Origin of the sequence: Streptomyces sp. NPDC060366, from assembly GCF_042725135.1 — a bacterium.
GTDB lineage: Bacteria > Actinomycetota > Actinomycetes > Streptomycetales > Streptomycetaceae > Streptomyces.
Window position 1 is genome coordinate 465,312 of the sequence record NZ_JBHXDC010000001.1, and the last position, 22,661, is coordinate 487,972.

The window sequence follows — 22,661 nt, forward strand, 5'->3', positions numbered from 1 at the left end:
GGAGGCGGCCCGGGGAGGGCGCTCAGAGCTGGCCCAGGGCGAGTGCGACGGGCAGCCCGCGCAGGTTCTCCGCCGCGGCCACCACGGCGGAGCCCAGCCGTCCGAGGTCGTCGTCCGCCATCCGGCTCGCGGGTCCCTGGATGTCCACCGCGAGCCGGATGTACGCCGATCCGCTCTGCACGGGGGCGGCGATCCCCCGGAGTCCGCTGCCGCCCGAATCGTCGAGGACGGCGTAACCGCGGAAGCGGGTGGCCAGCAGTTCGACACCCAGCGACCAGCGTTCGCGGTCACCGTCGTCGTCGCCGTACGTACCGTCTCCGGGGCCGGCTCCGGTCAGGGGTGCGCGGTCGCGGTCCGGGTCGAAGGCGGCGATGGCGAGCCCCATCACGGAGTCGGTCAGCGGTACGGAGCGGCCCGGCTCCCCCAAGTACCGCAGCGGCTGCTCCGACTGCACGCTCATCAGGGTCAGCACGGTGTCTCCGCGGCACACCCCGACACTCGCGGTCTCCCCGGTGAGATCGGCCAACTCCTTGAGTACGGCGGTGACATCGGGCAGACCGCTGGAGGAGAGCGAACGCCGCCCCAGCCGCAGCAGTACGGGACCGGGCAGGAAACGCTCGCTCTCCCGCGAACGGCACAGCAGCCCTTCGGCCGTCAGCGTGCCCAGCAGCCGGTGCACGGTGCTCACATTGAGCCCGGTGGTCTTCGACAACTCGGTCAGGGTGGCCCCCGAAGGGCTGTCGACCACAGCGCTGAGCAGCCGCGCGGCCCTGGCCACGGACTGCACACCACTCGTACGTGCCCCACGGGCCGGCGAGTCGGGCTCGACGGCGGAGGAAGTCGAAAGGCTCATCCGCCGACGTTAACCCGGCCCCGCGGGGCGCGTCAGGCAGGGCTCAGGACGAACCATCTCGCGGGCAGGTCGATCCGGGTGCCGTCGGCCAGATACTCCGTCTGGGGCAGCGTCGTGTCCCCGCTGTCGATGATCCGCAGGCCCGCCTCGCCCAGCAGCCGCGGCACTTCGTCGTCGGCGGCCCCGGCCGGTTTCAGTCCGTGGTCGAAGACCCGTCGCAGCTTCGCCGGCGGTCCGCCGGGATCCGCTGCTGCCCGCTGGAGCACCGCCTTGGACCCGGAGGTCAGCTCCACGACGAACGCCGTGCCGCGCTCACCGAGCAGCGTGGCGACCGACCCGGCGACGGCGGGCCGGTCCTGCGGTTCGCTCTGGTGGATGACGGCGCGCATATAGACATGGGTGTCGCCGACCCGCGCGGACAGCGCCCGGACCGCTTCGTGGTCCACGAGGCTGAGCTGCTCGAACTCGGCCACCTTCTCGGTGTCGGCGCACCGGGCGTGCTCGATCGCCGCGTGCGAGAGGTCGACGCCGAGGGCGCGGGGGAAGCGGGTGGCGAGATAGCGGGTCTGGGTGCCGTTGCCGCAGCCGAGGTCGGCCACGGGCAGCGACGGGTCGGCGTGCGGCAGAAGTATGTCGCAGTGCGGTTCGGCGGTCAGGGACGGGTCGGAGTCCCAGATCGCCTCGCCCGGCGCGTCGGAGGTCCCGCGCCAGTAGCCTTCCCATGAATCCCGGTAGCGCTCCGTAACGCCCATCTGTGACGACCTCCCGAATTCGGCCCCGTCAGAGGCGAATTGACGACGCGTCACTTCCGCGCCACGTACGCCCCTTTGCCCGCCAGGGCCTGTTCGAACCACACGGTCTTGCCCTGCGCCGAACTACTGCTCCCCCAGCCGCGGGCCAGCCGGCTCACGATCCGCAGACCCCGCCCGAACTCGTCGTCGGCCGTCGCGCCCAGCAGGCTCGCCGGGGCCGGTTCGTCGTCGGTGACCTCGCAGAGCAGGGCGTCCGTACGGACCAGCCGCAGCCCGACATGGCGGATGCGCGCGTGCCGTACGGCGTTGGTGACCAGCTCGCCGACCATCAGCTCCGCGTTCTCCACGGCGCCCGCCAGATCCCAGTCGTACAGCTTGCCGCGCACCAGGCGCCGGGCCCGCGCCACCTCGCGCGGGTCGAGCGCGAGCTGCCACTCGGCGACGTCACCGTCCGGTATGCCGTTCAGCCTGGCCATCAGCAGGGCCACGTCGTCCTTGCGTCCGCCCTGGGTGTTGAGCGCGCGGATGATGGTGTCGCAGGCGCGGTCCATGGAGGCGGCCGGATGCGCGGCCGACTCGCAGAGCGCCGCGAGACCGGCGCCGATGTCCTGGCCGCGCACCTCGACCAGACCGTCGGTGCACAGCACCAGCCGGTCGCCGGGACCGACCCGTACCGTCGCGGTCTCGAAGGGCACGCCGCCGACGCCGATGGGGGCGCCGGTCGGCAGGTCGAGCAGTTCGCTGCGGCCGTCCGCGGCGCGGACCAGGACGGGCGGGATGTGTCCGGCGTTGGCGATCTGGAGCTCGGAGCGGATGGGGTCGTACACCGCGTACAGACAGGTCGCCAGATAGTTCTCGCCCAGGCGCTGCGCCAGGTCGTCGAGATTGCGCAGCAGTTGGGCGGGCGGCATCTCCATCGTCGCCATCGTCTGCACGGCCGTCCGTAACTGGCCCATCATCGCCGCCGAGTTGAGGCCGTGGCCCATCACATCACCCACGACGAGCGCGGTGCGTGAGCCGGGCAGTTTGACGGAGTCGAACCAGTCGCCGCCGATCCGGCCGAGCCGGGCGCCGGGCAGATAGCGGGTGGCGATGTCGCAGCCCGCCATGCGTGCGGCGACCTGCGGCAGCATGCTGTCCTGGAGGGTGTCGGCGACGTTCTCCTGATACGTGTACATCCGGGCGTTGTCGAGGACGAGCCCGGCCCTGGCGGCCAGTTCGGCGCCGGTGGTGCGGTCCATGTCGTCGAAGGGCTGCCGCCCCTGACGCCGCATCAGCACCATGAAGCCGAGCACCACGTCACGCGCCTTGAGCGGCACCAGCAGCATGGAGCGGTTGTTGATGAGCGGGCGCAGGTCGCGCTTCTCGAACTGCGCGGAGATCCGGTCGCCGTCCTCCTCGCTGAGCCGTGGGATGAGGACCGGTTCGCCGGTGACCATGCACTGGAAGAACGGCGTGTGTTCGGGGAAGGCGATGGCCTCGCCGACCGGCACCGTGTCGTCCCAGCGGCCCGGTTCGTCGTTGTGCTCGACCCAGACCCGGTGCCAGATGGTGGTCACGTCGGGGCGCCCCGTGGGAAATCCCTCTCCCGCGAGGACGGCGGCGCGCAGATGGGTGCCGGCGAAGTCGGTGAAGCGGGGCACGGCGGCGCTGGTGACCTCGCGGATGGTGCGCGCGAGATCGAGGGAGGAGCCGATCAGTCCGCTGACCTCGTTGAGGAACTCAAGCCGTTCGCGGACCGCCGCGTACTCCAGGTCGAGTTCGGGGTCGGGCGCGGGCACGGGCCGGTCGGCGGGGTGGCCGTAGACGGGACCGGAACCCGCCGCGCCGGGCTCCGCCGTACCGTACGCGTTGGCCGGCCGTCCGGCGACGCGTCGCGGCACACCCCAGTCGGGGGTGACCGGGACCCGGTCGTGGTGGCTGAACTCCAGCACGGGATAGCCGAGTTCGAGGACCTGGGCGACGATGCGCTCCGACTCGGAGACGCTCATGTTCGGCAGGATGTGCGGGAGTTGGCCGGCGAGTGACTGGGAGTCGGGGAATTCGGTGTGCAGCGAGAAGCTCGGCGCTATCCGACCGCTGTCGGCGTCGCCGACCTCGCCGCGGAACTGGTCGACGTCCGCGGCGAGTACGAGATGGCGGCCGGCTCCCGGCCCGGCCAGCGGGTAGGCCCACCAGAGCACGTCGAGCCGGGGGCGTCCCGGGTCGGAGAGCTTCGCCCGGCCTGCGGTGGGGTAGGAGCTGCGCCCGTGCAGTTCCGGGCCCAGTTCGTCGTCGGCGCCGTACGTGTCGTAGGCGCCGTTGACCCGTCCCGTCCGGTCCTCCGTGAGTGCCCCTGAGACCGGCATCAGATCGCCGGCCGGCTGCCCGACCGCGGCTTTTTTGGAATGGCCGAAAAGCCGCCGTGCGCCGCTCGACCAGTGCGACACGAGGCCGTCGGCGTCCACGACGACCACGGCAAGCGGAATCCGGCCGGTCGCGGCGCGACCGCGCCGTGACCGGAGCGGCGGAGTGCCACTGTCCATGGGTGGAAGGCTCCTTCCCCGCCGCCGGGATCTGCGGCTGTGCACCCACGGTACGGCTCCGAACACGCAATGCGCCGGGCAATGAACTATTAGGTTGTGCGCCCGCGCACGCCGGAAAGTTGACTGAAATTCAGTCAGTAGCACGCCTGTTGATCCACTCGCCGATCCGGTCAGTCCGCGTGGCCGAGCTGCAGGTCTCTCTCGGTGCGCCCGCCGCCCGCCATCCGCAGCACGGTGGCGACCGGCGGGTAACCCGCGGCGATGACCGTGTACTCGCCGGACGACAGATCCACGAAGCGGAATGTCCCGTCCGCACCCGTCGTGAGGGTGTCGACCACGTTGCCCGCGGCGTCGAGCAGGGTGACGCGCGCGTCCTCGACCGGACGGCCGCCCCCGGCCCGTACGGTGCCGCGCAGCACCGCCCCGCCGGCCAGTTCGATGTCCTGCCGGGTCTCGCGCGAGGCCTGGACGCTGACGAGGAGCGCGGCCGGCCGGAAGGCGGGCGCGCTGGCCGCGAGCGTGTACTCCCCCGCCACCAACTCCGAGATCACATAGCCGCCTTCGCGCCCGCTGCGGGTGGAGGCGACCACGTCCCCGCGTACGTCGGTCAGGGTGACGGCCGCGTCGCGCACGGGCGTGCCGTCGGCGGTCAGCACGGATCCGGCGAGGCGACCGGCGCCGCCGAGGACCACGTCGAGCTCGATCGGGCGCTCCCCGACGGTGACGGTGACGGCCTGCGGCTGGTGTCCGCCCGCCGCGGCGATCATCACGTACGAACCGGCCCCCGGCACGCTCAGCGCGTACCGCCCGTCCTCGCCGCTGGCCCCGCGCCCGATCTGGGTGCCCTGCACGTCGATGAGGGTGAGCGCGGCGCGCGGGACGGTGCTGCCGTCGTGGTGCTGGACGGTGCCGCAGACGGGGACACCGGGTGTGTACGCGTGCGGGGCCGCGCCGTTCGCGGAGGCGGCGGCGGAGCCGGGAGTGCGGGCGGCCGGGACGGCGGTGGACTCGGTGGCGGAGGCGTTGTGGGACACCAGCGGTTTCTCCTTGAGGAAGCAGGCGATGAGCAGGCCGAGCAGAAGCACCGGCACGAGATAGAGGAAGATCCGCGGCATCGCGTCCGCGTACGCCTGGATGTAGCCGTCCCGCAGCGCGGGCGGCATCGCGTGCACCATCTGCGGGGTGATGGATTCGGCGCTGGGCAGCCCGGCGCCGGACGGGATGCGCTCGACGAGCGCGTCGGTGAGCCGGTCGGCGAAGAGCGTGCCGAAGATCGCGGCGCCGACGCTGCCGCCGATCTGCCGGAAGTAGTTGTTGGCGCTGGTGGCGGTGCCGAGGTCGGAGGGCTGGACCGAGTTCTGCACGGCGAGGATCAGGACCGGCATGACCAGGCCGATGCCGATACCGAGGACGGCCTGCCAGACGCTGTATTCGAGCCGGGACGTGTCGGTCTCCAGCCGGGACAGCAGCCACATGCCGACGGCGGAGACGGCGCTGCCGAGGATCGGATAGATCCGGTAGTGGCCGGTGCGGCTGATGAGTTGGCCGGAGACGACGGAGGCCACGACGATGCCGCCCATCATCGGCAGCATCAGCAGGCCGGACTCGGTGGCCGAGGCGCCGTCGACCATCTGGAGGAAGGTCGGCAGATAGCTGGCGGCGCCGAAGAGCGCGATGCCGACGACCGCGCCGACGAGTCCGGTGATGTTGAAGACCGAGTCGCGGAACAGCCGCAGCGGGATGATCGGTTCGGGTGCGAAGTGCTCGACGACCACGAACAGGACGGCCGTCACGACGGCGCCGGCGGCGAGGCCGAGGATCTCGCGGGAGCCCCACTCGTACTCCGTGCCGCCCCAACTGGTCAGCAGGACCAGGCACGTCGAGGCGGCGGCGAGCAGCACGGCGCCCATGACGTCGAGCCGCGCCTTGCCGCTGGGCTTGGGGAGCTTGAGTACGACGGTGACGACGGCGAGCGTGACGAGGCCGAACGGCACGTTGAAGTAGAAGCACCAGCGCCAGGAGACGTGGTCGGTGAAGAAGCCGCCGAGCAGCGGTCCGGCGACCGAGGCGAGGCCGAACGCGCCGCCGATCAGGCCCATGTAGCGCCCGCGCTCACGCGGCGGCACGATGTCGGCGATGATCGCCTGGACGCCGATCATGAGTCCGCCGGCCCCGACGCCCTGGAGGGCGCGGAAGGCGATGAGTTCGTTCATGGTGCGGGACCAGCCGGCCAGGGCCGATCCGACGACGAACACGACGATGGCGAACTGGAAGACGCCCTTGCGGCCGAAGAGATCGCCGAGCTTGCCGTAGATCGGCAGGCCGATCGTGGAGGTCAGCAGATAGGCGGTGATCGCCCAGGGCATCCGGTCGAGGCCCTTGAGCTCCCCGACGATCTTCGGCAGGGCGGTGGCGACGATCATCTGCTCCAGCGCCGCGAGAAGCAGCGCGAGCATCAGGCCGGTGAAGACCAACCGCACCCGGCGCGGGGAGAGTTCACCGCCCGGGGTGGCGGCGCCGGTGGGGGGTGGGGGCGGTTCGGTCGCGGCCGGAGCGGGCACGGTGGCCTGCTCGTCGTCCTTCACCAGCGTGATCCCACCCACGAATTGCTCCCCTTCGTCGCGTCTGCGCGGCGTAATTCTTCACATTGCGCGCAGAGCGGGAGCAAGCCGGGCGCTTCACCGAGAAGAGGTACGGCGCACCGTGGCACGGGGTTGTGAGGAGCGGTCGGGGGCGCTCATCAGCGGCTTTCCCGCGACGCGTGGTGCGCGGGCGCACGTCACGCGTCGCGGGGAAAACCACTCGAATCAGTGATGCCGGGGCTGTCGTCCGTCGAGGTTGTCGAGGTTCAGGACGCCCCGGCCAGGGGGGACTTGACGGTTCAGGACGCCTCGGTGGCCTTCTCCGTCTCCGCCGCGAGCTTCGCGAGCAGCTCGTCGTAGATACGGGCGAGACCCTTGGGCGCGAACGTCCTCTCGAAGAAGCCGCCGATACCGCCGGCGCCGTCCCAGACGGTGGTGACGACGGCCTTCGAACGGCCTTCGCCCGCCGGGGTGACGACCCAGGTGGTGACCATGGAGGAGTTGCGGTCCTTCTCCACGAGCTGGCCGTCCGTGGGCTCGGTGACTTCGAGCAGACAGTCGCGGATGCGCTTGCTGGTGGCCTGGAGCTTCCAGTGGACGAGGGTCCCCTCGCCGTCGCCGCCCTCGCGGACCTCGTACTCGCTGAACTGCCCGGGCATCACCTTCGGGCGTACCTCCTGGTAGTCCGCCAGCGCGTCGAACACCGTCTCCGCGTCCGCCGCGATGATCCGCTCCGTCGTGGCTTCGACCTGCGCCATGGCTTCCTCCAGCATTCGGTTCTCCGGGCGGCAAGCCAACCATCTCCACGGGGCGCGCCCAAATCCGGGGTTGCATCGATCATGGGAACACGTGTTCTATTCTGTGGTCAGTACAACTGAGGAGGCGCAAATGCGCTGGGACAATCTGGCCGAGAACCCCACGTCGGCCCGCGACGCCGCGCTCTTCGGTACGGACGCGGTGACCACCAGGACCTTCGACACCCCCGAATTCCGCGGCATCACGTTCCACGAGATCCGCGCCCGTTCGATCGTGAACCGGGTACCGGGCGCGTCGCGCATGCCGTTCGAGTGGACGGTCAACCCGTACCGGGGGTGCTCACACGCCTGCGTGTACTGCTTCGCCCGCAAGACCCACAGCTATCTGGACCTCGACACCGGCCTCGGCTTCGACTCGCAGATCGTCGTCAAGATCAACGCGCCGGCGCTGCTGCGCAGGCAGCTCGCCTCCCGCCAGTGGCAGGGCGCGCACATCGCCATGGGTACGAACGTCGACTGCTACCAGCGGGCGGAGGGCCGTTACCGGCTGATGCCGGGCATCATCTCGGCGCTGCGCGACCACGCGAACCCCTTCTCCATCCTGACCAAGGGCACGCTGATCCTGCGCGATCTGGAGCTGCTGCGGGAGGCCGCGCAGGTCACGGACGTCGGCGTGTCCGTCTCCGTCGGCTTCACCGACCAGGAGCTGTGGCGCACGGTCGAGCCGGGCACCCCCTCGCCGGAACGCCGTCTCGACGCCGTCCGCACCCTGACCGACAGCGGCATAGCCTGCGGGGTCCTGATGGCCCCCGTCATCCCTTTCCTCGGCGACAGCGCGGACCAACTGCGGGCCACGGTACGGGCGATAGCCGCGTCCGGGGCGACGTCGGTGACCCCGCTGGTGCTGCATCTGCGGCCGGGCGCGCGCGAGTGGTTCATGCGGTGGCTGCGGGAACACCACGCGTATCTGGTGCCGCGCTACGAGCGGCTGTACGCGGAGGGGGCGTACGCGCCGAAGTGGTACCAGCGCCGCATCACGCGCCAGGTCCACGAACTGGCGGACGAGTTCGGAATCGGCCCGGCCGGGCGGGCACCACGGCGGCGCGTACCGGCCCCGGAGACACCGGCCCCGGAGGCGGAGACGGGGCCGACACAGCTGACGCTGTTGTAGTGCCAGGTGCGCGATCATCCGGGGATGACAGTGATCGAGGTCGTACAGGGCGACATCACTCACCAGGACACGGACGCCATCGTCAACGCGGCGAACGAGTCGCTGCGCGGCGGGGGCGGGGTGGACGGCGCGATCCACTGGGCCGCGGGCCCGCGGCTCGCCGAGGCGGGCGCGGCGATCGCGCCCTGCGCACGGGGTGACGCGAAGGCGACCCCGGGCTTCGACCTCCCCCCGCCGATCCGGCACGTGATCCACACGGTGGGCCCGACCTGGAAGGGCGGCGACCGCGGCGAGCCGGAGGTCCTGGCCTCCTGCTACCGGCGCTGCCTGGAGGTGGCGGACGAAGTGGGAGCCAGGAGTGTGGCGTTCCCGGCGATCTCGACGGGCATCTTCGGTTTCCCGCCGGAACGGGCGGCCCGGATCGCGGTGGACACGCTGAGGTCGACGCGGACGGATGTCGAACGGATCAGACTGATGGCGTTCGACAAGCCGACATACCGCCTGCTGACGGCGGCGGTCTCCGAGGAGTAGCCGACCACGCCGAGGCCGGGGCCGGAGAGCGTTGCCGGGTTGCGCGACTCGCGGGCCACGCCTGTCCTCAATAGCCGGACGGGCTGCGTTTGCAGCCGGCCCAACGAGCACGTCCGGCCCCCCGGCGGGCACTTCCCTCCGCCTGGCAAGCACTTCAAGCCCGTCCGGCGCTTGAGGACACCGCCCGCTGCCGCGACAAGGACGTACCCGACGGTGCGGGTGAGTTGTACGCGCTGTACGTGCGTCCCGGTCATGTCGCGACCGGCGTCGGCCGGAGCCTGCTGGACACCTTGCTGGAGCGCGCCGCGGCGAACGGCCACTCCCGCCTCCTCCTCTGGGTCCTGAGGGAGAACCACCGCGCCCGCCGCTTCTACGAAAAGGCCGGATTCAGACCCGACGGCGCCGAGGAGCCGTTCGAGGTCGAGGGTGTCGCGGTGCCCGAGGTGCGTTACGCGCGGCCCCTCACCCGAGGCGTCTGAGCGCCTCCGACGCGGCGGCGGACAGTCGGGGGTGTGCGCGGGCGCTCCGGAGCAGGGGCAGGGCGCGTCGGTCGCCGAGGCGCCCGAGGCCCTCCACACACGCGAGCGCCACCCGCCAGTGGGTCTCGTTCGGCGCGAGCAGCCGCTCCAGGGTGGCGATCAGGGCCGGTACGGACTCCGGCGCCCGTAGCTCGGCCAGCAGCCGCACCGGGTAGAGGGCGTACGCGGTGCGCAGCACATTGGTGGCGAGCGCGGCGGCGGCGCGCGGCGTACGGGGGTCGCGGAGTTGGGTCAGCGCGTGGGAGGCCGACAGGCAGCGCTGGGCGTCGCGGTGGTTGAGGAGCAGCACCAGCGTCTCGAACGCCCGCCGGTCGCCCGCGCAGCCGAGCCGGAAGGCGGCGATCTCCCGTGCCCACAGGGGGTGTTGGGGGGCGACGAGGACGTCTGCCAGTTCCTCGTGGTTCTCGGTGGCGATCAGCCGCCGGTACGTGGCCGAGTCGCCGGACTCGTCCCGTACCCGGTCGGCGAGTACGCGTGATTCGTCGTCGGTGACCGCCCGATTGGCACGGGCAGTGACCGAGGCGCGGGGCCCGATCACTCCCACCGCCTCAGTCACTCCCGCCCCCTCGGTCACCCCCACCGCCTCCGCCACCTCGGCCGCCCCCGCCACATCCGCAGGTCCTGCCTGCCGTTCCAGCTCACTCATGCCGGGCAGGGTATCCGCGCTCCGTGTCCGACAGGACGCTCTCCGTGACCGTCCGGTGCCCGAACGGCCGGTTTCCGCCGGTGACGCACCGCACATCTCCCCAGGGCTGGCGCGCTCGTTACTCGCCGGTTAATCTCAAGTGAGCGGGAAACCCCCGCGGCTCCCGGTGGCCTGGTGACGCAGCCACCGTGAGTGCCCGTCGGTTCTGCACACGCACGGCGCGACTCCGGGACAGGGTCCGCCGACTTCTCACTCCGACATCCACAACGCCCGTGCGGCGCGCCCACTTCGAGTGCGGCGGCCCCTGCGCACGGCAACGGCAACGCGCCTGTCCCCCTCTTCAGTCGTCACTCATCCCCTTGGAGTCCCGTGATGGACATCCCTCTCTCCACCATCGCCGTCGTCGGCCTCGGCACGATGGGGACCGGTATCTCCGAGGTCCTCGCCCGCGCCGGCCGCGAGGTCATCGGCATCGACATCGACGAGATCGCCACCGCCCACGCGGTCGCCGCGCTCGAAGCGTCCACGGCCCGCGCCGTGGAGCGCGGGCGGATCACCGAGGAGGAGCGGCGCGGGATGCTCGCCCGGTTCCGTACGTTCACCGACCTCCAGGCCGCCGCGGACGCCGATCTCGTCATCGAGGTCGTCCCCGAGTCGTACGAGATCAAGCAGCAGGTCTTCCGCGCGCTGGACGGGATCGTCGGCCCCGACACGATACTGGCGACCGGCACGAACGCGCTGTCTGTCACCCGGCTCGCCGCCGACTCCGCCCATCCGGAGCGCGTGCTCGGCATGCACTTCTTCAACCCGGCCCCCGCGATGAAGCTGGTCGAGGTCGTGTCGTCGGTGCTGACCGCGCCGACGGCCGTCACCGCCGTCACCGCGCTGGCGCGCGAGCTGGGCAAGGAGCCCGTCGCCGTGGGCGACCGGCCCGGCTTCGTCGCCGACGGGCTGCTCTTCGGCTATCTGAACCAGGCCGCCGCGATGTACGAGGCGAAGTACGCGTCGCGCGAGGACATCGACGCCGCGATGCGGCTCGGCTGCGGTCTGCCGATGGGCCCGCTGGCGCTGCTCGACCTGATCGGCGTCGACACCGCCCGTACGGTCCTGGAGGCCATGTACACGGCGTCGCGCGACCGGCTGCACGCCCCGGCGCCGATCCTCAGGCAGCTCAGCGAGGCCGGGCTCACCGGCCGTAAGTCGGGACGCGGCTTCTACACGTACGAGGCGCCGGGCAGCGGCACGGTGGTGCGCGACGCGCTGACCCCGCTGGACGACGGGCGCGGCGGCGAAAGCGGGCGCCCGGCGGTCCGGTCGGTCGGTGTCGCGGGCTCGGGAACGATGGCGAGCGGGATCGCCGAGGTCTTCGCCAAGGCGGGTTACGTCGTGGTGCTCGCCGCCCGCAGCCGGGAGAAGGCGGACGCGGCCAAGGCACGGATCGCCAAGTCCCTGGGCCGCTCCGTGGACAAGGGGCGGCTGACCGGGGAGGCGCGCGACGACGCCCTGGCGCGGATCACACCGGCCGGTTCGCTCGACGCGTTCGACGACGTCGATCTCGCGGTCGAGGCGGTGGCCGAGGACCTGGAGGTCAAGCGGGAGCTGTTCGCGGCGCTCGACAAGGTCTGCAAGCCGGGCGCCGTGCTGGCCACCACGACGTCGTCGCTGCCGGTCGTCGCGTGCGCCCGCGCCACGACGCGCCCGCGGGACGTGATCGGCATGCACTTCTTCAACCCGGCTCCGGCGATGAAGCTGGTCGAGGTGGTCCGTACCGTCCTCACGTCGGACGAGGCGCACGCCACTGTCCGCGAGGTGTGCGCGACGATCCGCAAGCACCCGGTGGACTGCGGCGACCGGGCCGGTTTCATCGTGAACGCGCTGCTGTTCCCGTATCTGAACAACGCGGTGAAGATGGTCCAGGAGCACTACGCGACGCTGGACGACATCGACGCCGCGATGAAGCTGGGCGGCGGCTATCCGATGGGGCCGTTCGAGCTTCTGGACGTGGTCGGTCTCGATGTCTCGCTGGCCATCGAGAAGGTCCTGCACCGCGAGTTCCGCGACCCGGGGCTGGCACCGGCGCCACTGCTGGAACACCTGGTGGCGGCGGGCTGCCTGGGCCGCAAGACGGGACGCGGCTTCCGCGAGTACGCGGCGCGGAGCTAGGAGCCCGTCTTGAGCGTGCCGTGGACTCGATCGCCGGGCGGGCCGCCTTTCGCGGCCCGTCCCGGCGCGGCCCCCACGGGCGCGCCCTCCTGCGCGGATGCAGTACGTTCGGGTCATGGCTCAGCCCGCTGACTCCGCCCGACGGCCCGCCCGTACGAACACCACTGCCGACGCGCCGGAGAGCGCGGCGGGCGGCCGCGCGGCGGCGCAGCGGCTGAAGATGCGCCGGGAGCTGTCGGCGGCGGCGATGGAGCTGTTCTCCACCAAGGGGTACGAGGCGACGACCGTCGACGAGATCGCCGCGGCGGCCGGGGTCGCGCGCCGGACGTTCTTCCGGCACTTCCGTTCCAAGGAAGAGGCGATCTTCCCGGACCACGACGACACCCTCGTCCGCGCGGAAGCGGTCCTGAACGCGGCGCCGGCGCACGAGCACCCCCTCGACACCGTGTGCCGGGGCATCAAGGAAGTCATGCGGATGTACGCGGCTTCGCCGACCCTGTCCGTGGCCCGCTACCAGCTCACCCGCGAGGTGCCCACGCTGCGCGAGGCCGAGATCGCCTCGGTGGCCCGCTACGAGCGGCTGTTCACCCGCTATCTCCTGGGCCACTTCGACGAACACGAGCACCCCGACGGCAACGACGACCCGCTGCTGGCCGAGGTGGCCGCGTCCGCCGTCGTCACCGCGCACAACCATGTGCTGCGCCGCTGGCTGCGGGCCGACGGCCAGGGCGACGTGGAGACACAGCTCGACCACGCCTTCGCGATCGTCCGCGACACCTTCGGCTCGGGCATCGGCGCGGGCCGGACCATGGGCGGCGGCGCGAGTCCCGCCGCCACGGTGAGCACGAGCGGCGAGGTCCTGGTGGCGGTGGCCCGTACCGACGCACCGCTGGACGAGGTCATGCGCACGATCAAGCAGGCACTGGGAAACCGCTGACCCTGCCACCCGCCGCGGCTTCCGTGATAGGCAGTCAGTTCGATGCCGGGACCGACGGAGGGGGCGCTGGTGTCCGGGGAGCAGGATTTCCGGAACGAGTTCAGCGGCAGCGCGAAGACCGTGGTCCAGGTGGGCCGCGCCGACCTCGTGAACGTGTACGGGACGAACGCCGCCCCCGCGCCCCGGCAGGCGCTCGCGGGGCTCCCGGCCCGGCCGGCCCCCCTCGTGGGCCGCGAGGCACCGACCCGGTCGCTGCTCGCCCTCCTCGGCCCCGACCGCCCCGACCGCCCCGACCGCTCCTCCACCGACCCGCTCGGTGTCGTGGTCACGGGCCAGGGCGGTGTGGGCAAGACGTCGCTCGCGCTGGACGCAGCCCATCAGGCCCTGGAGCGGGGCTGGTTCCCGGGCGGAGTGCTGTACGCCGACGCGGGCACTCTCCCTGCGGACCGCCCGCCGGGGCCCGAGGAGCTGCTCAGCGCCTTTCTGCGGATGCTGGGTGTCCCCGGCGGCGAACTCCCGCCGCACCGTATCGGTCTCGAAGCGCTCTTCCGGTCCCAGTTGAAGACGCACGGCGACGAGCACGGGGCGGTACTGGTCCTGCTCGACAACGCCGCGGACGGGACCCAGTTCACGCCGCTGCTGCCGGCCGACCCACGGCACCGGCTGCTGGTCACCGCGCGCACCCGGCCGAAAACCCGGGACTTGGCCGTACTTCCGCTGCACGTCCTCGCCGCACGGGACTCACGGGCTCTGCTGAGTGCGACCCAAGACTCCGGCGAGAACGACGAACTGGACGAACTCGCCGGCCTGTGCGGCCATTTGCCCCTCGCGCTCGACGTCGTACGGGCGCGCCTGGACCGGGAGGAGCACGATGCCGCACCGCTGTTGAGCGCGCTGCGTCCGCAGCGCGACCGGCTCGGCGAACTGGGGCTGGACGCCACCTTCGACCTCAGCTACCGCAAGCTCGACGAGCCGACGGCCCGGCTCCTGCGGCTGCTCGGCCTGCATCCGGGCCAGATACTCGACGCCGCGTCGGCGTCGGCGCTGAGCGGGCTGTCCCCGGCGCGGACGAGGCGGGCGCTGGACCGGCTGCGCGACGACCATCTGCTGCTGCCCGGTGGCGCCTCCGGGCACTTCCGTTTTCACGATCTGACCAGGCTGTACGCGCGGGCCCGTCTCGCCGAGGAGGAGACGGACGAGGCCCGCGCCCGGGCACTGAGCCGGCTGCTGGACCACTACGCCGACGAGGCGGGAGCGCCGCACCCCGGCCCCTGGTTCGAACACCATGCGGTTGCCGCCGCCAAGGCCGTGTCCATGGCCGTCGCGGCGGACGCCCACGAGCGGGTGGCGGCGATCGGGGACCCGCTGCTGGATTTCCTGACGAAGCGCGCCCAACTGGTGGAGTCGCTGCACCTGCTGGGCGATCTGGTGGCTTCCGCGCAGCGGGAGAGGAAGTTCGCGCGCCAGATCGAGCTGCTGGGCACGATGGCGGCGCGCTACGGCGACCTCTCCTGCTGGGACCATGGGATGACGTGTTTCGACGTCGCCAACCTGGTGAACGTCCGCCACCCGGTCCGGGTGCGGGACTGGCACGACGTCAACGCCGACGCGGCCGCGATGAAGGGCGACCTCATGGGTGCGATCAGGCAGCGGCGGAAGGCGGTCTCCCTGTGGCGGTGGGACGGGAACACCGAGAGGGAACTGGACTCCCGTATCGCACTGGGTGACCACCTCACGGAAGCCGGACACCCCGACCACGCCCGGCGCGTCCACCGGGACGCCGCGGATCTCGCCGAGTCGGCCGGCCACCCCGTCCGGGCGGCGCGAGCCCACCGCCGGCTGGCGAAGAACGCGGAGAATCGCGGGGAGTGGGACGCGGCCCGGTCGCACGGTGTCACCGCGCAGGAGTTCGCCGTGCGCTCCGCGGATGTGCGGGCCACGGTGGTGGCGGTTCGCGCCCGCGCGGAGACGGAGCTGCTGGCATCCGCGCCCCACGCGGCGGCGCCCCTGCTGGGTGACGCCCTGGAGCTGGCGCGCGCTCACCAGTTGCGGGGGGAGGAGACCAACTGCCAGCTCATGCTGGTCAGGCTCTACCTCGACAGCGGCGAGATCGAGCTGGGCTCGGAGCTCCTCGACTCCATACGGCCCCTCGTCGAGGCCCAGGAGGCACGGGACGCGCCGCCCGACGTTCCGCCGCCGCCTACGCTCTCCTCGGAGCTGCTCACCCTCCGTGACCGGGCCAGGATGCTGATCCTGCCGGGGTCCACCATTCTCTGGGCCACCGGGTGCCTGGTGGCCGGCACGGTGGTGGACGGAAGCGGACCGGCGGCGTTGTGGAGTGCCCATCTGGGGCTGACGGTCGTCGGGGCCTGGGCGGCCCGGCACTACTGGCGCCGCGGCATCGCGCGGGGAAGGCTCAACCTGCTGGCCGTCGCGTCCCAAGTGGTCGTCCCGGCGCTCATCATGGGCGCTCTGTCGGCCATCGCGCTCCTGGCGACCGAGCCGGATCCCACCACGCTCATGACGGTGACCGCCGCCTGCCTCCTGTTGGTTCAGATGACGCTCGTCTGGGGAGGCCCGCGCCATCTCATGAAGCGCCCGTACAAATGGGTACGGTCCCGGCTCCACACCGCACGCTGAGTCGCCACGCCTCACCCCGCGTGATCCCATGGCGCTCATGCGTGTCCGCCGGATGACAACTGAGACAAATTCTTGGCACGCAGTGCCTTGTCCAACGACACGGCGTGCCATACGTTGTGTGTGTCCGGGCGGGCGGCGTACCGAGACCTCTCGTACGCCGTCTGTCCCCGCGAGCCACCCGGCCCGTGTGCCCGGACGCCTGCGTCACAGGCATCCCACGCGCCCACCCGGCGTCGCCGAGCACCACCACGCGCCGAACCGACGGCACACCTCCACCGCACCACGCGCACAGCGCGACCCCTCGTCCCATCCCTCAGGGACCTGTTCAGCGTTCCCGCAACACGCTTCGCCGGAGGCCACATCGTGAAGGACATCCTGGACGCCATCCAGTCGCCGGACAGCACGTCCGCCGACTTCGCCGCACTGCCCCTGCCCGAGACGTACCGGGCGGTGACGGTGCACAAGGACGAGACCGAGATGTTCGCCGGTCTCGAATCGAGCGAGAAGGACCCGCGCAAGTCGCTCCACATCGACGACGTGCCGGTGCCCGAACTCGGGCCCGGCGAGGCCCTGGTGGCCGTCATGGCCAGCTCGGTCAACTACAACTCCGTCTGGACCTCGATCTTCGAGCCGATGTCGACCTTCGGCTTCCTGGAGCGCTACGGCAAGCTCAGCGAGCTGTCCAGGCGCCACGACCTGCCGTACCACGTCATCGGCTCCGACCTGGCCGGGGTCGTGCTGCGCACCGGCCCCGGCGTGAACACCTGGCAGCCCGGCGACGAGGTCGTCGCGCACTGCCTGTCCGTGGAGTTGGAGAGCTCGGACGGGCACAACGACACGATGCTCGACCCCGAGCAGCGCATCTGGGGCTTCGAGACCAACTTCGGCGGCCTGGCGGAGATCGCGCTCGTCAAGTCCAACCAGCTGATGCCCAAGGCCCGGCATCTGACCTGGGAGGAGGCGGCGGCCCCCGGTCTGGTCAACTCCACCGCGTACCGCCAGTTGGTGTCGCGCAACGGCGCCGGGATGAAGCAGGGCGACAACGTGCTGATCTGGGGGGCGAGCGGCGGACTCGGCTCGTACGCCACCCAGTTCGCGCTCGCGGGCGGCGCCAATCCGGTCTGTGTGGTCTCCAGCGACCACAAGGCCGAGATCTGCCGGCGCATGGGCGCGGAGGCGATCATCGACCGTACCGCCGAGGACTACCGGTTCTGGGAGGACGAGCACCACCAGAACCCGCGTGAGTGGAAGCGGTTCGGCAAGCGCATCCGCGAACTCACAGGCGGCGAGGACGTCGACATCGTCTTCGAGCACCCGGGCCGGGAGACCTTCGGCGCCAGCGTCTACGTCACGCGCAAGGGCGGCACGATCGTCACCTGCGCGTCGACGTCCGGCTACACCCACGAGTACGACAACCGCTATCTGTGGATGTCGCTGAAGCGGATCGTGGGCTCGCACTTCGCCAACTACCGCGAGGCGTGGGAGGCCAACCGGCTCGTCGGCAAGGGAAAGATCCACCCGACCCTGTCGAAGGTGTACGCCCTGGAGGAGACCGGCCAGGCCGCGTACGACGTCCACAGCAACCGGCACCAGGGCAAGGTCGGCGTCCTCGCGCTGGCACCCCGCGAGGGGCTGGGGGTCGGCGACCCGTCGACCCGTGAACAGCACATCGACGCCATCAACCGCTTCCGGGACGTGTGACATGCCGTCAGCGGAACCGGGCCGCGAGGCGAGCGGCAGGCGCCCGAAGGACCGGCCGTGGCTCATGCGGACCTACGCCGGCCATTCGACCGCCGAGGCGTCCAACGAGCTGTACCGGAACAACCTGGCCAAGGGTCAGACCGGTCTCTCCGTCGCCTTCGACCTGCCGACGCAGACGGGGTACGACCCCGACCACGTCCTGGCGCGCGGCGAGGTCGGCCGGGTCGGTGTCCCCGTCTCCCATCTCGGCGACATGCGGCGGCTGTTCCAGGACATCCCGCTCGCCCGGATGAACACGTCGATGACGATCAACGCGACCGCCATGTGGCTGCTGGCGCTCTACCAGGTGGTCGCCGAGGAGCAGGGCGCGGACAGCGACCTGCTCCAGGGGACGACGCAGAACGACATCGTGAAGGAGTACCTGTCGCGCGGGACGCATGTCTTCCCACCGGTGCCGTCGCTGCGGCTGACCACCGACATGATCACGTACACGGTGGCGCACATCCCCCGGTGGAACCCGATCAACATCTGCAGCTACCACCTCCAGGAGGCGGGGGCGACCCCGGTCCAGGAGATCGCGTACGCGATGTCGACGGCGATCGCCGTGCTGGACGCGGTGCGCGACAGCGGGCAGGTGCCGGCCGAGCGGTTCGGTGACGTCGTCGCCCGGATCTCGTTCTTCGTGAACGCCGGGGTGCGCTTCGTCGAGGAGATGTGCAAGATGCGCGCCTTCGGCCGCATCTGGGACCAGGTCACCCGCGAGCGGTACGGGGTGAGCGACGAGAAGCAGCGGCGCTTCCGTTACGGCGTCCAGGTCAACTCCCTGGGGCTGACCGAGGCGCAGCCGGAGAACAACGTGCAGCGCATCGTGCTGGAGATGCTGGGCGTCACGCTCTCCAAGGACGCCCGCGCCCGCGCCGTACAACTCCCGGCCTGGAACGAGGCGTTGGGGCTCCCCCGGCCCTGGGACCAGCAGTGGTCGCTGCGCATACAGCAGGTACTCGCCCTGGAGAGCGATCTGTTGGAGTACGAGGACATCTTCGCCGGGTCGCACGTCGTGGAGGCGAAGGTGGCCTCCCTCGTCGAGGACTCGCTGGCGGAGATGGCGCGCATCGAGGAGATGGGCGGCGCGATGGCGGCCGTCGAGTCCGGCTATCTGAAGTCGCGGCTGGTCTCGTCGCACGCCGAGCGCCGGGCCCGTATCGAGTCGGGCGAGGAGAAGATCGTCGGCGTCAACTGCTTCGAGGCGACCGAGCCCAATCCGCTGACCGCCGATCTGGACACCGCGATCATGACGGTCGATCCGGCGAACGAGGCCCGGGTGGTGGCCGCGTTGCAGGAGTGGCGGGCGGACAGGGACGACACGCGGGTGAGCGAGTCGCTGGGCGCCCTGAAGCGGACCGCGGCCGGCACCGGCAATCTGATGGCGGCGACCGTGGAGTGCGCGCGGGCCGGTGTGACGACCGGTGAGTGGTCCTGGGCGCTGCGGGACGTCTTCGGCGAGTTCCGCGCGCCGACCGGGGTGGGCGGCGCGCCGGTCGCGGTCGCCGCGGAGGCGGGGACGCCGCTCGCCGCCGTACGGGAGAAGGTGTCCCGTACGGCCGCCGAACTGGGCTCGGGGCGGCTGCGGCTGCTGGTGGGCAAGCCGGGGCTGGACGGGCACTCCAACGGGGCCGAGCAGATCGCCGTACGCGCGCGGGACGCCGGGTTCGAGGTCGTCTACCAGGGCATCAGGCTGACGCCCGAACAGATCGTGAGCGCCGCCGTCGCCGAGGACGTGCACTGCGTGGGCCTGTCGATCCTCTCCGGTTCGCACGCCGCGCTGGTCCCGGACGTGCTCGGCCGGCTGCGGGAGGAGGGGGCCGGGGAGATCCCGGTCGTCGTCGGCGGGATCATCCCGGGCGCCGACGCCGAGGCGCTGCGGGCCGCCGGAGTGGCCGCCGTCTTCACCCCGAAGGACTTCGGGATCACCGAGATCATCGGCCGTATCGTCGACGAGATCCGTCACGCGAACAAGCTCGACCCCCTGGAGGTCTCCGCATGACCACGTCGCCCACGTCAGCCGCGTCGGACACGCCCGCGAACAGGCTCCGCCCCAGGCGCTCGTGCCTGGCCGTGCCCGGCTCGAACCCGCGCTTCCTGGAGAAGGCCCAGGGACTGGCGGCCGACCAGGTCTTCCTCGACCTGGAGGACGCGTGCGCGCCGCTCGCCAAGGAGGGCGCCCGGCACACCGTCGTGGACGCGCTCAACAAGGGTGACTGGACGGGCAAGACCCGGGTCGTACGTGTCAACGACTGGACGACGCACTGGACGTACCGCGACGTGATCACGGTCGTGGAGGGCGCGGGCCACAATCTGGACTGCCTCATGCTGCCCAAGGTCCAGGACGCGCAGCAGGTCGTGACGCTCGATCTGCTGCTGACCCAGATCGAGAAGACGATGGGCTTCGAGGTCGGCAGGATCGGTATCGAGGCGCAGATCGAGAACGCCAGGGGTCTGGTGAACGTGGACGAGATCGCGGCCTCGTCGCCGCGGCTGGAGACCATCGTGTTCGGCCCCGCCGACTTCATGGCGTCGATCAACATGAAGACGCTGGTGGTCGGGCAGCAGCCGCCCGGTTACGGCGCGGACGCCTACCACTACATCCTGATGCGGATCCTGATGGCGGCTCGTACGCACGATCTCCAGGCGATCGACGGGCCGTTCCTCCAGATCCGGGACGTGGACGCGTTCCGCGAGGTCGCGGGCCGCGCCGCCGCGCTGGGCTTCGACGGCAAGTGGGTCCTGCACCCGGGCCAGATCGACGCGGCGAACGAGATCTTCTCGCCGTCGCAGGAGGACTACGACCACGCGGAGCTGATCCTCGACGCGTACGACTACGCGACGTCCGAGGCGGGCGGCAAGAAGGGGTCGGCGATGCTCGGCGACGAGATGATCGACGAGGCGAGCCGCAAGATGGCGCTGGTCGTCTCCGGCAAGGGCCGGGCGGCGGGTCTGCGGCGGACCTCGAAGTTCGAAGCCCCGGAGGCGTGAGAGATGCGATTCGGACGCACCTTTGAGGAGTTCGAGGTCGGGGCCGTCTACAAGCACTGGCCGGGAAAGACCGTCACCGAGTACGACGACCACCTGTTCTGTCTGCTCACCATGAACCACCATCCGCTCCATCTCGACAGCAACTACGCCCAGAAGAGCACCGATTTCGGCAGGAACGTGGTGGTGGGCAATTACATCTACTCGCTGCTGCTCGGTATGTCGGTGCCCGACGTCTCCGGAAAGGCCATCGCCAATCTGGAGGTCGAGTCGCTGCGGCACATCGCGCCGACCTTTCACGGCGACACGCTTTACGGCGAGACGGCCGTCCTGGACAAGACGCCGTCACGGTCCAAGGACGACCGGGGAGTCGTATATGTCGAGACCAAGGGCTACAAGCAGGACGGCACGGTCGTGTGTGTGTTCCGCCGCAGGGTGATGGTGCCGACCGCGACCTACATCGACAAGCGCGGCGGCGAACAGCCCGGCCGCCCCGAGCCGACGACGCAGGAGAGCTGACCCATGAGCCGTCTCGCCCAGACCGCGGACCTGACCGACATTCAGCGGGAGATCCTCTCCACGGTAAGGGACTTCGTCGACAAAGAGATCCTTCCGGTGGCCACCGAACTGGAGCACCGCGACGAGTACCCGACGCGGATCGTCGAAGGGCTGAAGGAACTCGGCCTGTTCGGGCTGATGATCCCCGAGGAGTACGGCGGTCTGGGTGAGTCCCTGCTCACGTACGCGCTCTGCGTGGAGGAGATCGCCCGCGGCTGGATGTCCGTCTCGGGCATCGTCAACACGCATTTCATCGTGGCGTACATGCTCAAGCAGCACGGCACCGAGGAGCAGAAGGACACCTTCCTGCCGCGGATGGCGGCCGGCGAGGTGCGCGGCGCGTTCTCGATGTCCGAGCCGGGGCTCGGCTCGGACGTGTCGGCGATCACGTCGAAGGGCGTGCGGAACGGCGACGAGTACGTGCTGGACGGCCAGAAGATGTGGCTGACGAACGGCGGCACGTCCACGCTCGTCGCCGTTCTGTGCCGCAGTGACGAAGGACACCCGGAGGGCACGGCGCCCCACAAGTCGATGACCACCTTCCTGGTCGAGAAGGAGCCCGGCTTCGGTGAGGTGCGGCCCGGTCTCACCATCCCCGGCAAGATCGACAAGATGGGTTACAAGGGCGTCGACACCACCGAGTTGATCATGGACGGACTGCGCATTCCGGCCAATCGGGTACTCGGCGGCGCCTCCGGACGAGGGTTTTACCAAATGATGGACGGTGTAGAAGTGGGCCGCGTGAACGTCGCCGCGCGTGGTTGCGGAGTCGCACAGCGTGCCTTCGAACTCGGTGTCTCGTACGCCCAGCAGCGCCATACTTTCGGCAAACCGATCGCCCAGCACCAGGCGATCCAGTTCAAGCTGGCGGAAATGGCCACCAAGGTCGAAGCGGCGCATGCCATGATGGTGAATGCGGCACGCAAAAAGGACTCCGGGGAACGAAACGACCTGGAGGCAGGGATGGCGAAGTACCTCGCCTCCGAATACTGCAAGGAAGTCGTCGAGGACGCCTTCCGTATCCACGGCGGTTACGGCTTCTCCAAGGAGTACGAGATCGAGCGTCTCTACCGTGAGGCGCCGATGCTGCTGATCGGCGAGGGTACCGCCGAGATTCAGAAAATGATCATTGGCCGCCGATTGCTCGAGGAGTACCGATTCCAAGGCTGATCACGGCCTTTGATCCCATTTGACCACCCACAACATCACACCGCGTCATCGTCTTCCGGCCGCCGACTCGGCTTCTGCATTGCCCAGTTGCACCCGGCAACCGATACC

At 70.6% G+C, this 22,661-nt stretch carries 16 protein-coding genes and 1 pseudogene; 11 read left to right on the plus strand and 6 right to left on the minus strand.

Going from position 1 to position 22,661, the window contains the following annotated elements; translation table 11 throughout:
• Positions 1-22 precede the first annotated feature (22 nt).
• The 5 genes from ACFWHU_RS01890 to ACFWHU_RS01910 all read right to left on the minus strand — a co-directional run bounded on the left by ACFWHU_RS01890 (position 23) and on the right by ACFWHU_RS01910 (position 7,470).
• Positions 23-853 (minus strand): IclR family transcriptional regulator, encoded by an 831-nt coding sequence (locus ACFWHU_RS01890; protein WP_385802082.1) that lies wholly within the window; start codon positions 851-853, stop codon positions 23-25.
• A 32-nt stretch (positions 854-885) separates the two neighbouring features.
• Positions 886-1,605, minus strand: coding sequence for a class I SAM-dependent methyltransferase (locus tag ACFWHU_RS01895; protein ID WP_385802080.1), 720 nt, complete (start codon positions 1,603-1,605; stop codon positions 886-888).
• A 50-nt stretch (positions 1,606-1,655) separates the two neighbouring features.
• Positions 1,656-4,130, minus strand: coding sequence for a SpoIIE family protein phosphatase (locus ACFWHU_RS01900; RefSeq protein WP_387223220.1), 2,475 nt, complete (start codon positions 4,128-4,130; stop codon positions 1,656-1,658).
• A gap of 170 nt (positions 4,131-4,300) precedes the next feature.
• Positions 4,301-6,733 (minus strand): MFS transporter, encoded by a 2,433-nt coding sequence (locus ACFWHU_RS01905; RefSeq protein ID WP_387223222.1) that lies wholly within the window; start codon positions 6,731-6,733, stop codon positions 4,301-4,303.
• 278 nt (positions 6,734-7,011) lie between these two features.
• A complete protein-coding gene (locus ACFWHU_RS01910; RefSeq protein ID WP_385802157.1) occupies positions 7,012-7,470 on the minus strand; it encodes an SRPBCC family protein in 459 nt (152 codons plus the stop codon).
• A 130-nt stretch (positions 7,471-7,600) separates the two neighbouring features.
• Between ACFWHU_RS01910 and ACFWHU_RS01915 the strand changes: the two genes are divergently transcribed.
• From ACFWHU_RS01915 to ACFWHU_RS01925, 3 genes and pseudogenes are all read left to right on the plus strand, one after another.
• Positions 7,601-8,638: an Rv2578c family radical SAM protein gene (locus ACFWHU_RS01915; protein WP_387223225.1), complete on the plus strand. Its 1,038-nt coding sequence runs from the start codon at positions 7,601-7,603 to the stop codon at positions 8,636-8,638.
• 24 nt (positions 8,639-8,662) lie between these two features.
• Positions 8,663-9,169 carry an O-acetyl-ADP-ribose deacetylase gene (locus tag ACFWHU_RS01920; RefSeq protein ID WP_385802072.1) on the plus strand — a complete coding sequence of 169 codons (507 nt, stop codon included), beginning with the start codon at positions 8,663-8,665 and terminating at the stop codon, positions 9,167-9,169.
• Positions 9,170-9,360: 191 nt separating this feature from the next.
• A pseudogene (locus ACFWHU_RS01925) lies at positions 9,361-9,648 on the plus strand (GNAT family N-acetyltransferase); the annotation flags it as partial.
• Here ACFWHU_RS01925 and ACFWHU_RS01930 read toward each other — a convergent pair.
• A complete protein-coding gene (locus tag ACFWHU_RS01930) occupies positions 9,632-10,243 on the minus strand; it encodes a HEAT repeat domain-containing protein (RefSeq protein WP_387223953.1) in 612 nt (203 codons plus the stop codon). The pseudogene ACFWHU_RS01925 and the gene ACFWHU_RS01930 sit on opposite strands and share 17 nt — an antisense overlap.
• 483 nt (positions 10,244-10,726) lie before the next feature.
• On the opposite strand from ACFWHU_RS01930, the gene ACFWHU_RS01935 reads away from it, so the two are divergent.
• The 8 genes from ACFWHU_RS01935 (at position 10,727) to ACFWHU_RS01970 (ending at position 22,553) form a co-directional block, all read left to right on the plus strand.
• Positions 10,727-12,517: a 3-hydroxyacyl-CoA dehydrogenase family protein gene (locus tag ACFWHU_RS01935; protein ID WP_387223227.1), complete on the plus strand. Its 1,791-nt coding sequence runs from the start codon at positions 10,727-10,729 to the stop codon at positions 12,515-12,517.
• 97 nt (positions 12,518-12,614) lie between these two features.
• On the plus strand, positions 12,615-13,454 hold the full coding sequence (locus ACFWHU_RS01940; protein WP_383839966.1) for a TetR family transcriptional regulator: 840 nt from the start codon (positions 12,615-12,617) through the stop codon (positions 13,452-13,454).
• A gap of 42 nt (positions 13,455-13,496) precedes the next feature.
• Complete coding sequence (locus tag ACFWHU_RS01945) at positions 13,497-16,094, plus strand: hypothetical protein (RefSeq protein ID WP_387223231.1); 2,598 nt, start codon at positions 13,497-13,499, stop codon at positions 16,092-16,094.
• 363 nt (positions 16,095-16,457) lie between these two features.
• Positions 16,458-17,795, plus strand: a complete 1,338-nt coding sequence (gene ccrA / locus ACFWHU_RS01950; RefSeq protein WP_387223234.1) for a crotonyl-CoA carboxylase/reductase — start codon at positions 16,458-16,460, stop codon at positions 17,793-17,795.
• Position 17,796: 1 nt separating this feature from the next.
• Positions 17,797-19,839 carry a protein meaA gene (locus ACFWHU_RS01955; RefSeq protein WP_387223236.1) on the plus strand — a complete coding sequence of 681 codons (2,043 nt, stop codon included), beginning with the start codon at positions 17,797-17,799 and terminating at the stop codon, positions 19,837-19,839.
• Positions 19,836-20,828: an HpcH/HpaI aldolase/citrate lyase family protein gene (locus tag ACFWHU_RS01960; protein ID WP_387223239.1), complete on the plus strand. Its 993-nt coding sequence runs from the start codon at positions 19,836-19,838 to the stop codon at positions 20,826-20,828. Before ACFWHU_RS01955 ends, ACFWHU_RS01960 begins: the two co-directional genes overlap by 4 nt.
• A 3-nt stretch (positions 20,829-20,831) precedes the next feature.
• Entirely contained in the window at positions 20,832-21,344 is a 513-nt protein-coding gene (locus ACFWHU_RS01965; RefSeq protein ID WP_387223242.1) for a MaoC family dehydratase, read from the plus strand.
• A 3-nt stretch (positions 21,345-21,347) separates the two neighbouring features.
• On the plus strand, positions 21,348-22,553 hold the full coding sequence (locus ACFWHU_RS01970; RefSeq protein ID WP_385802058.1) for an acyl-CoA dehydrogenase family protein: 1,206 nt from the start codon (positions 21,348-21,350) through the stop codon (positions 22,551-22,553).
• Positions 22,554-22,661 lie beyond the last annotated feature (108 nt).

What these genes read in the sequence shown, in the direction of transcription:
- ACFWHU_RS01890 (WP_385802082.1), bottom strand. Translation starts at nt 853, where the DNA reads ATGAGCCTTTCGACTTCCTCCGCCGTCGAGCCCGACTCGCCGGCCCGT.
- ACFWHU_RS01895 (WP_385802080.1), bottom strand. Translation starts at nt 1,605, where the DNA reads ATGGGCGTTACGGAGCGCTACCGGGATTCATGGGAAGGCTACTGGCGC.
- ACFWHU_RS01900 (WP_387223220.1), bottom strand. Translation starts at nt 4,130, where the DNA reads ATGGACAGTGGCACTCCGCCGCTCCGGTCACGGCGCGGTCGCGCCGCG.
- ACFWHU_RS01910 (WP_385802157.1), bottom strand. Translation starts at nt 7,470, where the DNA reads ATGGCGCAGGTCGAAGCCACGACGGAGCGGATCATCGCGGCGGACGCG.
- ACFWHU_RS01915 (WP_387223225.1), top strand. Translation starts at nt 7,601, where the DNA reads ATGCGCTGGGACAATCTGGCCGAGAACCCCACGTCGGCCCGCGACGCC.
- ACFWHU_RS01920 (WP_385802072.1), top strand. Translation starts at nt 8,663, where the DNA reads ATGACAGTGATCGAGGTCGTACAGGGCGACATCACTCACCAGGACACG.
- ACFWHU_RS01935 (WP_387223227.1), top strand. Translation starts at nt 10,727, where the DNA reads ATGGACATCCCTCTCTCCACCATCGCCGTCGTCGGCCTCGGCACGATG.
- ACFWHU_RS01940 (WP_383839966.1), top strand. Translation starts at nt 12,615, where the DNA reads ATGCAGTACGTTCGGGTCATGGCTCAGCCCGCTGACTCCGCCCGACGG.
- ACFWHU_RS01945 (WP_387223231.1), top strand. Translation starts at nt 13,497, where the DNA reads ATGCCGGGACCGACGGAGGGGGCGCTGGTGTCCGGGGAGCAGGATTTC.
- ACFWHU_RS01955 (WP_387223236.1), top strand. Translation starts at nt 17,797, where the DNA reads ATGCCGTCAGCGGAACCGGGCCGCGAGGCGAGCGGCAGGCGCCCGAAG.
- ACFWHU_RS01960 (WP_387223239.1), top strand. Translation starts at nt 19,836, where the DNA reads ATGACCACGTCGCCCACGTCAGCCGCGTCGGACACGCCCGCGAACAGG.
- ACFWHU_RS01965 (WP_387223242.1), top strand. Translation starts at nt 20,832, where the DNA reads ATGCGATTCGGACGCACCTTTGAGGAGTTCGAGGTCGGGGCCGTCTAC.
- ACFWHU_RS01970 (WP_385802058.1), top strand. Translation starts at nt 21,348, where the DNA reads ATGAGCCGTCTCGCCCAGACCGCGGACCTGACCGACATTCAGCGGGAG.